Origin of the sequence: Desulfosporosinus acididurans, from assembly GCF_001029285.1 — a bacterium.
GTDB lineage: Bacteria > Bacillota > Desulfitobacteriia > Desulfitobacteriales > Desulfitobacteriaceae > Desulfosporosinus > Desulfosporosinus acididurans.
Map to the genome: position 1 here is coordinate 218,091 of NZ_LDZY01000004.1, position 15,607 is coordinate 233,697.

Genomic DNA, 15,607 nt, shown 5'->3' on the forward strand with positions numbered 1-15,607 from the left:
CTTAAGATGAGTATTCTTCGCAGCCAGGTTTATGTTTGGGAATTTCCTGTGCGCTTTTTTCATTGGGTTAATGCTCTGGCCATCACGATTCTTTTTTTAACGGGAATGTACATTGGACATCCTATATTAGATACTCCGGGCGAAGCTGTTGGACATTTCTTTATGGGAAGAGTCCGTTATTGGCATGGCATATTTGCCTTTATTTTCATGGCCAACATGCTTTTTCGCTTGTATTGGTTTTGGGCAGGCAATGAGTATTCTAAAATGAGACTTTGGAAGAAAGAGTTTTGGCGGGATGCTGTTACAACGTTTAAATATTATACATTCATGACTCGAGAACACGCGGAGCACGTGGGCCATAATGCCCTTGCTCAGTTAATGTATTTCTTTTTTGTATGGCTCGGCGGTTTGCTCATAATGTTGACGGGTTTGGCGATGCGTGGGGGAAGTGATCCGAACGGAACAATTCAGACCCTTTTTGGCTGGGTGGTTCCTCTTTTGCGAAATGAGTATCAGGTGCGCAATTTACACCATTTTTTGGCCTGGGGATTCGCTGTTTTCTTAATCGGACACTTGTATATGGTTTTCCGTCAAGACATTTTAGATGACGACGGAACGATTTCTTCAATGATTAATGGCTATAAATTTGAACTATCTTCCCAAAATAATAAGAAAGCCAGGCCCTGATAGTTTAGGAGAATCTAGGGCAGACCCCAAAAATGCATACAGAACTGAGGCCGCGAAAGAAAGTGGTCTCAGTTCTGTTTTCTCGTTTTATCCAATCGAAAGACTCCATTTCTTCATTAAAAACGAAGGATTGTTTGGCCTCAAAGTCGTATGTTATAATCTGTTTAATAGTATTTTAAAAAATAGGTCTTTAATAGGATACATCAAGATCGTCCTGATTTTATAAGACTATGAATATTCTTTGAACAGACAGGAGTATAATTGTGGTACATAGAAAACAAAGTGACCTGCAAATTGCTATTGATGGCCCTGCCGGAGCAGGGAAAAGTACGGTTGCCAAACTCGTGGCCAAAGGGTTGGATTTATTTTATGTCGATACTGGTGCCATGTACCGGGCCATAGCTTATAAAGCCTTGTCAAGCGGAATTTCTATTAACGATGAAGAAAAAGTCAGTCAAATTGCTCAAAGAACTGAGGTGATGTTAGACCATTCCGATGAACGTCTCGTATGGTGTGATGGTCAAAATGTAACCCAAGCCATTAGAAATCCGGAAGTTTCCCGAGCTGTTGCTACTGTAGCTGCATATGCAAAGGTGAGAGAACGGTTAGTAGAGCTTCAACGTATGGAGGCGGCTCGAGGCGGAGTAGTTATGGATGGCCGGGATATCGGCACTCATGTACTGCCCGAGGCGGATCTCAAAATTTTTTTAACGGCTTCAGCTGACGAACGAGCTAGGCGCCGGTGGATTGAGCTCCAGAATTCCGGCCGAAATGTCTCCTTTGAAGAAGTGTTCCAAGATATGCAGCGACGTGATCGTCAGGACATGGAGCGGGAAGTGTCTCCCTTAAAGCCTGCCCGAGACGCGAAAATTCTGGATACCACTGGCTTAAAGGTGGAGGATATTGTCACAAAAATCCTTCGTTTAGCACAGGAGGGATAGTAATGACGTTATACAACGTTGCTAAAGGAATGTTTCGCCTGCAATTCAAACTAATGGGGTGGAAAATTCAGGGGGTTGAGAATCTGCCTCTTGAAGGCCCGGTGATTTTGGCGATTAATCATGTCAGTATGTGGGATCCTGTTGTGGCGGCCTCCAGTCTGCCGCGTCCTGTTCGTTTTATGGCTAAGGAGGAGTTGTTTTCTTTACCTATATTAGGAAAGCTGTTTCGTACTTTGGGAGCTTTCCCGGTGAAAAGAGGACAGGGTGATATGAATGCCATCAGACAATCCTTGGCAATTCTGAAGGAAGGGCAAGTGTTGGGCTTGTTCCCCGAAGGAAAACGTTCAAAAACCGGGACAATACAAAAAGGGATGCCCGGGATGGTCCTTTTAATGGAAAAAAGTAAGGCCTCCATCGTTCCTATAAAGGTCAATGGAACGAAACATATGTTCACAAAAGGCTGGGGAAAGATTTCTGTTGTTATTGGCAAGCCTTTAACCTCTGAAATGCTTAAGGCCCCGGCAGGGATTGACAATCGGCGAGAATGGATTGCCGACCGCATTATGCAGGCTGTCTTGGACCTGCAGCTGCCCAAAGCCCAGTAAACAAACATTTGCTTCTGATAGGGGATGCGAACAGAATAAGCGGCTATGAATAGGAACGCCGCTTATTTTGTCGCATCTTTTTTAGCAGATAGGGCAGGCTAATTTCGAAAGAACCTTAGACAGAATCGAAAAGTGTCATTATACATAAAACTCGTTCATATAGCAGGATTTTTGAGCAAGAGTAGAGAAAGAGTAAGGGACAAGTTCTTATAATTTTGTGGGAGGGTCTTGTTTTGAAAGTCAAACGGGCAGATAAAGCCGGGTTTTGTTTTGGCGTAAAACGTGCTTTAGATATGGCAGAACGAACCGTTGAAATATCATCGGCAGTATCACTTGGACCATTGATTCACAACCAACAGGTTGTGAAACGATTAGAAGAGCGAGGAATCCGAGTTATTAATGGGCTGGAAGAAACAAAAGCCGCCCAGGCTTTAATTATTCGGTCCCATGGCGTAGCTCCTTGTGTCTATCTGGAGGCGGAGAAAAAAGGTGTCAAGATCGTCGATGCTACCTGTCCTTTTGTGCAAAAAGCTCAGCGCTTAGCGGCTGAATCGGCTCAAAAGGGACAGCAGGTCATTGTCATTGGAGACAAACTCCATCCGGAGGTGCAGGGAATTCTGGGCTGGGCAGGTGAACAAGCCATCCCAATCCAGACAGTGGAGGAGGCTCGTGAGCTTCCTGTTTACTCTCAGTTAGCAGTTTTAGCTCAAACGACACAGCTGGCGGAAAGTTTTAGCAAGATTGTCGAGGAATTAAAACACCATTCGGAGCATTTAACCGTTCATGATACAATTTGCAATGCTACTGCAGAACGTCAGAAGGCCGCCCGTGAGTTGGCGGGGCTTGTAGACATTATGGTTGTTGTCGGTGGGCGTAACAGTGCCAATACACGAAAATTGGCAAGCATCTGTGCCGAAAGCACAAAAACCTATCTTATCGAAACAGCGGATGAATTAGAACCTGACTGGTTTGCCGAAGCCAAGAGTGCGGGCTTAACCGCCGGAGCTTCGACTCCAGATTGGATAATTGAGGAGGTTTTTAAGAAAATGTCGGAAATGAATGATGACGGAATGGACATGGCCAGTTGGGACGAGGGTTTTCAGGAACTTCATCTTGGAGCTCATGTCACGGGGAAGGTTGTAAAAATTACGAATGATGAGGTCTTCGTGGATATTGGCTGGAAGTCTGAGGGAGTAATCCCTTTGTCAGAGCTAAAGGTAACCCGCCAAACAAACCCCGAAGATGTGGTTTCCATTGGCGATGAAATAACGGCGGTTGTTATCCGTGTGGAGAACTCAGAAGGGCATACCGTCCTGTCAAAACGTAAAGCTGATGAAGCAAATGCTCAGGAACACCTCAAGAAATTAGCAGAAAGTAAGGAAGAAATCCAGGCTAAAGTTATTGAAGTGGTTAAAGGTGGTTTGGTTGTTGATGTGGGAATGCGCGGATTTGTTCCGGCATCCCAGATACAATTAGGCTATGTTGAAGACTTAAATCAATTCTTAGGGCAAACCTTGCGTTTGCGAATGTTGGAGTTTGAACCTGCTAAACGAAAAGTTATTCTTTCCCAGAAGAGTATTTTGGAAGAAGAAAAAGCAGAAAAACGAAAACATCTGTTGGAGACTCTCCAAGAAGGTGACATTGTTACGGGAGAAGTTCGCAGAATGGCCGATTTTGGCGTCTTTATTGATATCGGCGGGCTTGATGGACTCCTTCACATCTCAGATATGGCATATTCGAGGATAAAGCATCCATCAGAGATATTGAATGTTGGGGATAAGGTCGAAGTTCAAGTGTTAAAGCTTGATCAGGCAACCGGCAAGATATCGTTAGGATTGAAACAACTTAAAGAAAGCCCTTGGGCCCAAGCTGCACAAAAATATCCCGTGGGATCGACGGTAACGGGAAAAGTTGTTCGTATTGTGACCTTTGGTGCCTTTGTACAGCTTGAGGATGGTGTGGACGGATTGATTCATATCTCCCAAATTTCCAACAAGCATATCAATAAAGTTGAAGAGGTACTTAAAGCGGGAGATATGGTCAATGCTAAGGTTATTGAATCTAACCCTGAAGCAAAACGAATCAGCCTTAGTATTCGTGAAGCAGCTGCAGACGCTGACAAAGCCCAAGATCAACAGGCTATGGCTGAACAACCGGAGGTTAAAGCCATGACCATTGGAGACGCAGTAGGTGAAAAGCTTTCCTCAGAAAATAATAACGACTAATAGTGTTCGTTGGTATAAAAATTTTGGTTTCGAAATGACTTCTTGCTCATTAATGCAGGGAGTCATTTCCTTCTAAACCCCCATGCAGCTAATACGGGTAGAAAGAGGACAGGAAGGTGATTAAACTGGTTAAACGGCAACCGATTTCACCTATTGATTTTCCCATTTTATTTTTAACCCTGGTGCTTCTCGCTTTTGGCTTGATTATGGTTTTGAGTGCCGGAGCGGTTCTTGGCTTTAATACCAATCAAAATTCCTATTATTACGTTTTGCAGCAGCTTAAATGGGTTTGTATTGGCGCCGTCTTTGCGGCTATTGCCATCAAATTGCCTTACACGTTCTGGCGCCGCTTTGCAGGCCTGGGAATTATCGTGAGCGTATTGCTGCTTGTTGCTGTTCTCTTTACAGGAGCAGGGATCGCAGCTAAAGGTTCAGCCCGTTGGATCTCATTTGCCGGTTTGCGAATTCAGCCTTCAGAAATCACAAAATTGACGCTTGTAGTTTTTTACGCTCATATTCTGGATCGTTATCCAATTAAAAAGGGGAAAGACTGGCGTGTGCCTTTAGGAATACTTTTGCCCCTTACCGGTGTGGTTTTGGCTCTCGTATACAAACAGCCGGACCTTGGAACGGTTATGGTCTTGGGTTTGACAAGCGCCGTTATGCTGCTGCAGACAGAGATCCCGACTCTGTGGTTTGTATCTGCAGTTCCCGCTCTCGGAATTCCCTTGATGTATTTTATTCATGGTTACCAATGGCAGCGAATTTTAGTTTGGCTTAATCCGTGGAAATATGCCAGCGACATTGGTTATCAAATTACGAACGCCGAGATATCCTTCGGTTCAGGAGGCGTGTTTGGAGTAGGCTTGGGAAGGAGTCTGCAGAAATATGGTTTTCTTCCTGAAAACCATACGGACATGATTTTTGCTATGGTTGGAGAAGAATTGGGGCTTATTGGAACATTTTTCTTAATTGCTCTCTTTGCGGCTCTTTTCGCCCGCGCCTTCTATGTTATACGGAAATGTCCGGATCGTTTTGGCCGTCTTTTAGGTTTTGGACTTATCTCTTCTTTGGCCATTCAGACAGCAATTAACCTCTCCGTTGTAACAGGTGTTTTACCCGTTACCGGAATAACCTTGCCCTTAATTTCTTACGGCGGGAGCTCCTTGGTTATCACTTTGACAGAACTAGGCATGATTTTAAACGTCACTCGTTATTGCCAAAAATCCCAAAACAACAATAAAAGCAACAACCCAGGTATATCCAACGTCCCGGTGTAATCTCTTTCTAAGTGGGAATAATAAGTATAGGTTTTCCCATTAGAGGAGGAGTTCTCAGTGAATTTTCCTTATGGAGAATGGATTCTCTTAGGTATAACCCTTGTAACCTTTGTGGAAAAGCAACGATCACGTTGGTTTTTTTTGAAATTATTGGCGATCTGGCTTGGAGGAAAGGTTTTTGAGCTAATCCTCGGTTCATCAAGTGTTTGGCATTACCATTATGCTCGGCTGGCTGTTATCCTCTTCGTGGGCGGATATGCTTGGAAACGTGCTCGGCGCAGAGTTTGGCCTTTGGTTTCAACAAGTTTTGTCATAAGTATAGAAACCTTATTCCTAGTCAATGATCCTGGAGTTCTTCCATTCAGTTCTTGGCTTTTCGCCCTAGCTCTCGTGTCAGTTGCCTGGTTAACCGCGAAAACGTACTGGGGAACAGTTTTAGCCTTAGTTGGGAGCGTTCTATGGGATCAAGGCTTAGAACGATTTGTCTATGAGGGGATTCTAAGGCACGTAGATTTGCCGGACCCTTTTATTTGGAACTTTGGTACGCTTTTCTTGACTGTTTGGGCGGGTTTGCTCTTAGGTTTAAAATGGAAGGCTGATTCACGTGAAGTAAGGGCAATTCCAGCTTCTGATAGTCTAATATCTGCCCGTGATGAAGGAACTTTTGACCTTTCAAAGGAGCAAGATCTCAGGTAGCATGTGCAATCTAAATATAGTATACTGTAAGGCAGTAAAGAACTGGGATAATATTCCCTGCTCTGATTGCTTAGGAGGATGGAACGTTTGGTTAAAGGTCTGGTGATTGCGGGGGTTAGCCCAGGCAGTATCGCAGAAGAAATGGAAATTCAGGTCGGGGATCGAGTTCTGGCTGTAAATGGTGAGGAATTGAGAGATGTTATTGATTTCCAGTATGGCATTTCTGATGAGGAATTCACGTTACTTATCGAAAAAGGTAATGGCGAAGAATGGGAATTGGAAATCGAGAAGGCTCCAGGGGAATTTCTAGGTATAGACGTCGAAACTATTAGCTCAGAAGGAACGAAACTCTGTTGTAATAATTGTACCTTTTGCTTTGTAGCTCAAATGCCAAAGGGGATGCGGGCTACACTTTATGATAAAGATGATGATTATCGGCTTTCTATGACTCAAGGGAGTTTCATTACACTCTCGAATTTGAGTGACGAAGAAATCAAGAGGATTATTGACTTTCATCTTAGCCCGCTCTATATTTCTGTTCATGCTTGGAATCCGGAAATACGTGTCAAGCTAATGAAGAATCCACAAGCCGGGAAACTGCCTCAGCAAATTCAACGCCTAACGGAGGCAGGCATAGCTATTCATGCTCAAATTGTCTTAGTTCCTGAGCATAACGATGGAGAGGTGCTGACGGAGACAATTATGAAGCTGGGGGAACATTATCCGTCAGTGCAGTCAATCGCCGTAGTTCCCGTGGGATTAACCCGCTATCGGGAACATTTAACGTCCCTGCGTGGATTTACTCCCGCAGAAGCAGCTCATATATTGGATCAGGCTGAACTGTGGCAGCAGGATTTTTATAAGCGAACAGGACAGCATTTGGTTTATTTTGCCGATGAGTTTTATGTTTTAGCAGGACGGGAGTTTCCTGAAACTTCAGTTTATGACGATTTTCCCCAATTAGAAAACGGAGTGGGTATGGCTCGAACGTTTATTTCGGAACTGGAAATAGGGTGGCCCTATTTGCCAAATTCAATTTCTCAAAGACATGTGCATCTTGTCACCGGAACTTCGGCCCAGGGGCTTTTTGAGAAATGGTCTCGGAAATTAATGGATCACGTGAGGGGCTTAACGATATCCGTTCATGCCATTCGCAATGACTTTTTCGGATCCTCGGTGACAGTAGCCGGTTTACTGACTGCTCAAGATATTGCCCTTCAACTGGGTGATTTGGCGGGGGATGACTTTCTTATTCCGCGGGTTATGCTGAAAGCGGATGAGCCGATCTTTCTCGATGATTACAGTGTTCAATGGTTAGAAGAAAAGGTTAACGGCCGGGCTAAAATTGTTGAAAATCATGGAACAGCGTTTTTAGAACAGGTCATTGGATATAGCTTGGGGGGGAAAACAGTTTGAGTAAGCCAGTGGTAGCAATTGTCGGACGTCCTAATGTTGGCAAATCAACTCTTTTTAATCGTATAGCCGGAGGGCTTGTAGCCATTGTCGAAAATAAACCTGGAGTAACGAGGGATCGTCTCTATCGGGATGCTGAGTGGTTGGGCCGCAAGTTTGCCTTGATTGATACCGGAGGGATCGAGTTTAAAGCTGAAGGGACGCCTATCGCTTCACAGATGCGCAAACAGGCAGAGATTGCTGTGGAAGAGGCTGATGTGGTAATTTTAGTTGTAGATGCCCAATTGGCGCCCACGCCTGATGACGATTTGATTGCGCGTACTCTGCGGCGTTCAGGTAAACCAGTGTTGTTGGCGGCAAATAAAGTTGAAGACTTTGAAAAGGCTGAGGGACAACTCTACGACTTTCTGGCCTTGGGGCTTGGGGAAGCGATTCCTATTTCAGCGGTTCATGGCATGAATATGGGTGACCTGTTGGATATGGTTGTTTCCAATTTGCCGGAAAATGCTGGGGAGGATTATGACCCTGACGTTATTCGAATTTCAGTTATCGGACGTCCTAATGTGGGAAAATCATCCTTAGTCAATAATATGCTGGGGAGAGAACGAGTTATCGTCAGCAACATCCCTGGAACGACCCGAGATGCTATCGATACTCCCTTTGAGTATGAAGGAAAACATTATATTCTTATTGATACTGCCGGTATGCGCCGCAAAGGTCGTATCGAGGAACTAACTGAACAATACAGCGTCGTGCGTTCCTTACATGCCGTTGATCGTTCCGATGTGATTCTTATGCTCCTTGATGCCACAGAAGGTGTCACAGAACAAGATAAAAAAATAGCAGGCTATGCCCATGATGCCGGTAAAGCCATCGTTATCGTGGTCAATAAATGGGACCTCGTGGAAAAAGACGATAAGACGATTAACAAATTTGAAAAGACGATTCGCGAAGAATTGGGGTTTTTGCAATATGCGCCTACTATGTTCATTTCTGCAAAAACCGGGCAGCGTGTGCATAAAATATTAGAGCTCGTTGATTTTGTAACCGAGCAGAATTCTACGCGAGTAACAACTGCGACCTTAAACACTTTGGTGCGCGAATGGCTTCATCTCAATCCCCCTCCAACAGATAAAGGGCGGAGATTAAAGGTGCTTTATCTTACCCAGGCAAGTGTAAAACCACCTACGTTTGTTTTCTTTGTCAATGATCCGGAATTGATGCATTTTTCTTATAAACGTTATTTAGAGAATCAAATGCGGAAACATTTCGGATTTGAAGGAACACCGATCCGAATTATAATTCGTCAAAAAGATGAAGAGAAGGAGTAAGTGATGTTACGCTACTTGATATTTATCTTAGCGTATTTTCTTGGAGCAATACCTTTTGCTTATTTCGCAGGTCTCCTTAAAGGAATTGACGTCCGGCGGCATGGCAGCGGAAATGTTGGTACCACCAATGCCTTTCGCCTTTTAGGCGTAAAATTGGGAATTGCTGTGCTGTTCGGCGATTTTATGAAAGGAGCTTCAGCGGCGGCTTTGGGTTATTGGGCTTTTGGTGCCTGGGGCGGCATTGCAGGAGGATTATTGGCTATGGCCGGTCATAGTTGGAATCCTTTTTTTGCTTTTCGGCCAAGCGGTAAAGGAGTAGCTGCAGGATTTGGAATTATCACAGTCTTGATGCCCAAGGTTATGCTGCTGGCTGTCGGGTTGTTTATTCTCGTTGTTTGGGCAACACGCTACGTTTCCTTGGGATCGATTGTTGCGGCTCTTACAGTGGCCATATCAGTGTTCCTCTTTCGAGAGCCCCTGGCTTATCGGATTTTTGGTTTAGTTGGGGCTTCAATTGTGATAGTTCTTCATCGCTCGAATATCAAACGGCTACTACACGGGACTGAAAATAAATTTGGGAATAAGAAGAGTTGATTAGGAAGTGAACTCGTTCAGGACCCACCTAATCGAACCTCGAATATCGAGTACTTAACATCGAATTAGGAGGTAGGTTAATGTCGAAAGTTGCGGTTTATGGAGCTGGGAGCTGGGGAAGTGCCTTGGCTGTTCTCTTGAGCAAAGCGGGTCATCAAGTCTCATTGATTGGCCGGAAGGCTGATGAAATGGCACAAATGAGCAAGCTCCGTGAAAATGTGCGCTATCTACCGGGAGTTGTCTTGCCTTCAGGACTCACACCCACCACAGATGTCACAGAACTGAACGCTGATCTCGTGATTTTGAGTGTCCCCTCCCACAATATTCGCGAGGCTGCTCAGTTTATAAAACCTAACTTAAGACCGGGCGGAATTGTGGTTAATACGGCTAAAGGATTGGAAGAAGAAACACATAATCGTCTTTCGGAAGTATTGAAACAAGAACTGACCGAGCAGGCTATTGCTGTTTTATCAGGGCCTAGTCATGCGGAGGAAGTCGGCAGAGATATTCCGACAACCGTGGTGGTGGCTTCCGATGTTGAGATTGCTGAAAAAGTTCAGGATTTAATGATGACCCCAAAATTCAGAGTATATACCAATCCCGATGTCATCGGCGTGGAACTTGGGGGAGCCTTAAAAAACGTCATTGCCTTATGTACAGGCATTGCCGAAGGGTTAGGTTTTGGGGATAACACAAAGGCTGCTTTAATGACCCGAGGGCTGGCAGAAATTGCTCGTTTGGGAGTAGCCATGGGTGGGCATCCTCTTACCTTTGCCGGGCTGTCCGGTGTTGGTGACCTAATTGTGACGTGTACGAGCCAACATAGCCGCAACCGGCGAGCGGGCGTTGCTCTTGGACAGGGGAAACCTCTGGATACTGTTCTTCATGACGTAGGTATGGTTGTTGAGGGGGTTAGAAATACTCGAGTAGCCTATCAACTCAGTCTAGAAAAGAATATTTCCATGCCGATCACTCAACAAGCCTACAAGGTCTTGTTCGAAGGCGCTGATCCAAAAATTGCTGTTACAGATTTGATGATGCGCGGGAAGAAGCATGAACTTGAGGAAGTCGTAGAAATGAGTTGGTTTAAGTAAGTGAAAACAATTTGCTTACAGCACAGGGCAGGATAAAAATCCTGCCCTGTGTTTTTTTCTACTGTCATATTTCCGGAAAAACCTCAATATAATTATATTGCTTAATGTGCTAGTCCAGTTATCGGGTATCCACGAGTTACAGGGAGGTGGAAGGGGAGATAAGGTGGAGGCCCTTCCCCAATTTTTGGGACAGCACTCAAAAGGGAGGGAAATTTCTAATGGAAAAACTAGACATTTTTAGGGATATCGCAGAACGTACGGGGGGCGATATTTACCTCGGTGTCGTCGGGCCAGTCCGCACAGGTAAGTCCACCTTCATCAAACGTTTCATGGACCTCCTGGTCCTACCCAACATTCAAGATGCCTTTGAGCGGGAACGGGCTAAAGATGAGCTTCCTCAAAGCGGGACAGGTCGAATGATTACGACGACAGAACCGAAGTTTATTCCCTCGGAATCCGTGGAAATCGTCGTCAAAGACTCCATCCATATGAATGTACGTTTAGTGGATTGTGTGGGTTACGGCGTTGAGGGCGCTATAGGTTATGAGGCCGAAGATGGAGAAGAACCACGTATGATGAAGACCTCTTGGAGCGATGAACCCATGTCTTTCCAGGAGGCAGCGGAATTAGGCACTCGCAAAGTTATTACCGACCATGCGACCATTGGGGTTGTCATTACAACCGATGGTTCGATCACCGATCTTCCTCGGGAAGCTTACTTAGATGCCGAGGAGAGAGTCATCTACGAGCTTCGTCAACTTGGAAAACCCTTTGTTGTACTATTGAATACGACTCGTCCTTATGCGGACAATACCATGGAATTATGTCGTGATTTGGAAGAAAAATACAGTATTCCGGTTCTCGCAGTGAACTGCTTGGATATGACCCAAGAGGATATCACTCAGATTCTCGAAGAAGTACTTTATGAGTTCCCGGTGGCTGAGGTTAATATTGATCTGCCGAAATGGGTTGAAGAACTTGAAAGTTCCCATCCGGTACGGTCGGCTTTTGAAGATACCGTCCGCAAAGCTATCGAAGGTGTTCGCCGCTTGCGGGATATTGATCAAGCTTTGGATGCTTTAGCAGAATGCGAGTATGCTCAAGATGTTCTTTTAAAGGAAATGAACCTAGGTACAGGCGTAGCCAATATCGAAATGACTGCTGTCGAGGGCCTCTTTAAATCAGTCTTACAGGAGCTTACAGGGCTGGAAATAGAAGGGGATCACTCCTTGCTGCGTATAGTTCAGGATTACAGCAAAGCTAAGAGGGAATGGGATAAAATGTCCGTCGCCATCGAAGAAGTTCGGGTCAATGGCTATGGCGTTGTAACTCCCCAATTAGAAGAAATGTTCTTGGAAGAACCTGAACTTGTTAAGCAAGGAGGGCATTATGGCATCAAGCTCAAAGCGAGTGCTCCTTCCCTCCATATCATCAGGGCAGATGTCACGACTGAAATCACCCCGTTGATTGGTACTGAAAAACAAGCAGAGGAACTGGTGAAATACATTCTCGATGAATTTGAAAGCGATCCTAAAAAGGTTTGGAGTTCTAATATCTTCGGCAAATCACTGCATGATTTAGTCAGGGAAGGAATCCAAAATAAACTCTACAAGATGCCGGAAAATGCCCAGCACAAACTGCAAGATACATTACAGCGGATAGTTAATGATGGCAACGGCGGGCTGATCTGCATCATTATTTAACCACGAGAATCTAACCCCAAAACGTGGATATTCATTAGGTATTTATCGGTTATCATTTGTTGATGCTGAAGTGCAAAACAGGAACGTTAGAGCGCCTGAAGGCTGTGTCTGACGTTCCTGTTTTCTATGGCTGGCTGACTTTTTTGAGAATTGACCTCTTGTCCTATCAGGACAAAAGGTTTAGACGGTGCGTTAATAAGTTTGAGTTCTTGCAAAACTTGTACTAATTAGCTTATAATAATCCTGGACATTTAGGATGATCGAGAGATAGGTGAGATTTGGTGGTTGGCAAGACGAACGATTTTTTAATAGTTAGTAAAGACATACTGCCTGAAGCCATTTTGAAGACTGCAAAGGCAAAGGAACTCCTGGTAAAAGGAGATGTCTATACGATTAATGAAGCAGTTGAACGAGTAGGTTTAAGCAGAAGCGCCTACTATAAGTATAAAGACGGCGTGTTTCCGTTTTATGAAGCCAGCCGCGAAAAAATCTTAACCATTTCTCTGATTTTGGAAAACAAAGCCGGAGTGCTTTCTCATGTCCTGAATTTTATTGCTTCCTTAAAAGGAAATGTCTTAACCATCAATCAGGGAATTCCCCTTCAGGGCATTGCCAATGTTTCAATTTCCTTGGAAACAGCAGGAATGGATGACATCCCTGAAGATCTCTTGAACGGACTTGGTAAAATCACCGGGGTCCGAAAAATTGAGATAATTGGTCAAACCTAGAGGCAGAGAGAGGATTGCTTGATAATTTGCTTGTTTAATAGAAAAAAAGGATAAAATGAGTTTGGCTTGGGGTTGCATTTCTTTCTTTAATATGTTAATCTGTATAAGTCTTCTTTTGGAGAAACAATCGGGGCGTGGCTCAGCTTGGTAGAGCGCTACCTTGGGGTGGTAGAGGTCGCACGTTCAAATCGTGTCGCTCCGACCATAATTTATGCGGATCGTCGGCCATTTTGTTAGGCAAGGAAAATGGGAATGCCCAACAAATGCCCAACTGAAAATAAAGAGAGACCATTTGGAGAAATGGTCTCATTTTGTATAATTTAATTGATTTCCTGTTGTTGGAGTTCTATAATTTTTTTGTTAATTGTTTCTTTCTTTTGAACTCCAAGATGTTGATATATCGCTTTTAAAACCTTAATATCGTGTCCCAGTCGCTCGGCTGCTAAATGATCTAGTACATCATTTTCATAAAGCCAAGTGGCATGATAATGCCGGAGGAAGTGCAATCTTGTCTTCGGTATTTTTTTGTCTTTTACGAGTTTGGCTAGATAACTGGTATAGGAATCTGGACGCATCGGAAAGATAAGCTTTTCTTCCTTGTTTTTTATCTCAGTGATTTCAATAACTTTTCGCTCTTTCTTGGTGAGCGTAAACCCATTCTTAATTACATCGTTTATCAGATTCATAAGATAAGGGGGGGCGGCAACGGTTCTAAGTCCATTTTCTGACTTAGTAGTTTTAATTTCATATTTACCTTGATCATTAATGACATATGCTTCATCAATTCTGATCGTACAATTATCGAAATTCAAGTCGTTAGGTTTTAGCGCGAATATCTCTTCACGTCTCAATCCACACCAACCGGCTAGAAGAATAATTGGTTCATCTCTGGTACCCTTGACTGCGCTATGGATCGCTCGGAATTTTTCAGTTGTTGGGACATCAGAATAATCAACTTTTTCCTCCTTTGGCAACTTGACGTCTTTCATTGGATTTCGATTCTTTAGCGCATCGTATAATATTGGCCTTAAACAAGACATTACTCTTCGTGCGCTAGTGGAAGACATTTTTCCCAGGAGTTCGTTTTGCAATTTTTTGATGTGAATTTCTCTCAGATCCTTGAATTTCATTTGCTTAAAGAACGGGCGAAAATGATTTTTCAAATATCCCTTATACAAAACAATAACGCTTGGGCTATATTGCTTGTTATGGATATCGATCCAATTTTTAATCCATTCGGCAATTCTAATGTTATCAACTTGAGATAATGACCCATCAATTAATTGCTGCTCAATCTCCCTGGCTGCGGCCTTGCATTCTTTCATCGTGGACTTAGTAACGTACTTGAAAAGTTGCTTGCCATCATCATCCCTTCCCACATAGATTGTAGCCTGATACGATCCGTTTGGGCGTTTTTTTATGCTTGCCATTTACATTGTCACTTTCCTTTGCTCAATTTCTGAAACGGCTTGCTTGCATTCTCTTAAAGAGTCTCGAGTAAGATATTTAGTTAATGTCTTTCCATTCTCATCCTTACCAATAACAATTCTTGCTTGCCACCTTCCATTTGATCTATGAGTAAAACTAGCCATATTATCTCACCTCCGATTGAAAACGAATTGCCTTACCCAATATAGAAACATCCTTCATATCCCTTTTGGAATATACTTGTTCGGGATAATTCGGATTCTCGGGTCGAAGTATTATACTGCTATTGATCTTATAGACTCGCTTAAGAGTTGCTTCTCCATCTATCATCACGGCAGCAATCTCGCCCGTTTCAACTTCCGATTGCTGCCTAATAAAAACAATATCTCCGTCCAAGATCCTTGCCCCCGTCATACTATCGCCTTTAACACGAAGGCAAAAATCAACATTAATGTCTTCTGGAACGAATTCAAATCCTTCGATATTTTGTTGAGCTAAAATTGGTATTCCTGCAGCTATAGTTCCAACCAAAGGGACACGTTTAAATGTCCTGGTTGACTTGTCAGTTTCCAAGTATTTATCTACATCACATCCCATTAACCAAGTTGGGTTAACCCTGTATTTTGTGGATATAGCATCAATGGTAAGAATCTTAGGTTTCATACTTCCTGATGTATATCGACTAATGGCACTTGGACTAAGGTGTAAATACTCGGCTAGACTGTATATTGTGTCGTTATTTTCGGTCATTAGCTTTATCAATCGCTCCGCAAATTTCTCTTGATCGAAGGCCTTGTTATTCATGACACTCCCCATCCATAATGTTATTTCCTTAACGTACATTATATGCAACTGTGTTGATTTTATCAACATTAATATAAT

The 15,607-nt window shown here is 43.6% G+C and carries 15 protein-coding genes and 1 tRNA gene; 13 read left to right on the forward strand and 3 right to left on the reverse strand.

Annotation, left to right across the window (positions count from 1 at the left end; genetic code table 11):
- The first annotated feature begins 6 nt into the window (after window positions 1-6).
- The 13 genes from cybH to DEAC_RS06740 all read left to right on the forward strand — a co-directional run bounded on the left by cybH (window position 7) and on the right by DEAC_RS06740 (window position 13,502).
- On the forward strand, window positions 7-687 hold the full coding sequence (gene cybH, locus DEAC_RS06680) for a Ni/Fe-hydrogenase, b-type cytochrome subunit (protein WP_047809246.1): 681 nt from the start codon (window positions 7-9) through the stop codon (window positions 685-687).
- Between the two features lie 263 nt (window positions 688-950).
- Window positions 951-1,628 carry a (d)CMP kinase gene (cmk, locus tag DEAC_RS06685; RefSeq protein ID WP_083995948.1) on the forward strand — a complete coding sequence of 226 codons (678 nt, stop codon included), beginning with the start codon at window positions 951-953 and terminating at the stop codon, window positions 1,626-1,628.
- A 2-nt stretch (window positions 1,629-1,630) separates the two neighbouring features.
- A complete protein-coding gene (locus DEAC_RS06690; protein WP_047809248.1) occupies window positions 1,631-2,233 on the forward strand; it encodes a lysophospholipid acyltransferase family protein in 603 nt (200 codons plus the stop codon).
- A gap of 233 nt (window positions 2,234-2,466) precedes the next feature.
- Window positions 2,467-4,458: a bifunctional 4-hydroxy-3-methylbut-2-enyl diphosphate reductase/30S ribosomal protein S1 gene (locus tag DEAC_RS06695; RefSeq protein WP_047809249.1), complete on the forward strand. Its 1,992-nt coding sequence runs from the start codon at window positions 2,467-2,469 to the stop codon at window positions 4,456-4,458.
- Between the two features lie 125 nt (window positions 4,459-4,583).
- Window positions 4,584-5,738, forward strand: coding sequence for a putative lipid II flippase FtsW (gene ftsW / locus DEAC_RS06700; protein WP_047809436.1), 1,155 nt, complete (start codon window positions 4,584-4,586; stop codon window positions 5,736-5,738).
- A 57-nt stretch (window positions 5,739-5,795) separates the two neighbouring features.
- Window positions 5,796-6,434, forward strand: a complete 639-nt coding sequence (locus DEAC_RS06705) for a hypothetical protein (RefSeq protein ID WP_047809250.1) — start codon at window positions 5,796-5,798, stop codon at window positions 6,432-6,434.
- 87 nt (window positions 6,435-6,521) lie between these two features.
- Window positions 6,522-7,850 carry a DUF512 domain-containing protein gene (locus tag DEAC_RS06710; protein WP_200903106.1) on the forward strand — a complete coding sequence of 443 codons (1,329 nt, stop codon included), beginning with the start codon at window positions 6,522-6,524 and terminating at the stop codon, window positions 7,848-7,850.
- Window positions 7,847-9,178 (forward strand): ribosome biogenesis GTPase Der, encoded by a 1,332-nt coding sequence (der, locus tag DEAC_RS06715; RefSeq protein WP_047809252.1) that lies wholly within the window; start codon window positions 7,847-7,849, stop codon window positions 9,176-9,178. Before DEAC_RS06710 ends, der begins: the two co-directional genes overlap by 4 nt.
- 3 nt (window positions 9,179-9,181) lie before the next feature.
- Window positions 9,182-9,772 (forward strand): glycerol-3-phosphate 1-O-acyltransferase PlsY, encoded by a 591-nt coding sequence (plsY, locus tag DEAC_RS06720; protein WP_047809253.1) that lies wholly within the window; start codon window positions 9,182-9,184, stop codon window positions 9,770-9,772.
- Window positions 9,773-9,852: 80 nt separating this feature from the next.
- Window positions 9,853-10,866: an NAD(P)H-dependent glycerol-3-phosphate dehydrogenase gene (locus DEAC_RS06725; RefSeq protein ID WP_047809254.1), complete on the forward strand. Its 1,014-nt coding sequence runs from the start codon at window positions 9,853-9,855 to the stop codon at window positions 10,864-10,866.
- 218 nt (window positions 10,867-11,084) lie between these two features.
- Complete coding sequence (gene spoIVA, locus DEAC_RS06730; RefSeq protein WP_047809255.1) at window positions 11,085-12,569, forward strand: stage IV sporulation protein A; 1,485 nt, start codon at window positions 11,085-11,087, stop codon at window positions 12,567-12,569.
- A 281-nt stretch (window positions 12,570-12,850) separates the two neighbouring features.
- Window positions 12,851-13,297 carry an ACT domain-containing protein gene (locus DEAC_RS06735; protein WP_047809256.1) on the forward strand — a complete coding sequence of 149 codons (447 nt, stop codon included), beginning with the start codon at window positions 12,851-12,853 and terminating at the stop codon, window positions 13,295-13,297.
- A gap of 128 nt (window positions 13,298-13,425) precedes the next feature.
- Window positions 13,426-13,502: transfer RNA gene (locus DEAC_RS06740), tRNA-Pro, on the forward strand.
- Window positions 13,503-13,617: 115 nt separating this feature from the next.
- Here the strand turns inward: DEAC_RS06740 and DEAC_RS06745 are convergent.
- Genes DEAC_RS06745 through lexA form a run of 3 tightly spaced genes read right to left on the reverse strand, consistent with a single transcriptional unit; the run spans window position 13,618 to window position 15,529 of the window.
- Complete coding sequence (locus tag DEAC_RS06745) at window positions 13,618-14,727, reverse strand: tyrosine-type recombinase/integrase (protein ID WP_047809257.1); 1,110 nt, start codon at window positions 14,725-14,727, stop codon at window positions 13,618-13,620.
- Complete coding sequence (locus DEAC_RS23485) at window positions 14,728-14,889, reverse strand: hypothetical protein (protein ID WP_161796420.1); 162 nt, start codon at window positions 14,887-14,889, stop codon at window positions 14,728-14,730. It lies immediately after the preceding gene.
- A 1-nt stretch (window position 14,890) separates the two neighbouring features.
- Window positions 14,891-15,529 (reverse strand): transcriptional repressor LexA, encoded by a 639-nt coding sequence (lexA, locus tag DEAC_RS06750; protein WP_047809258.1) that lies wholly within the window; start codon window positions 15,527-15,529, stop codon window positions 14,891-14,893.
- Window positions 15,530-15,607 lie beyond the last annotated feature (78 nt).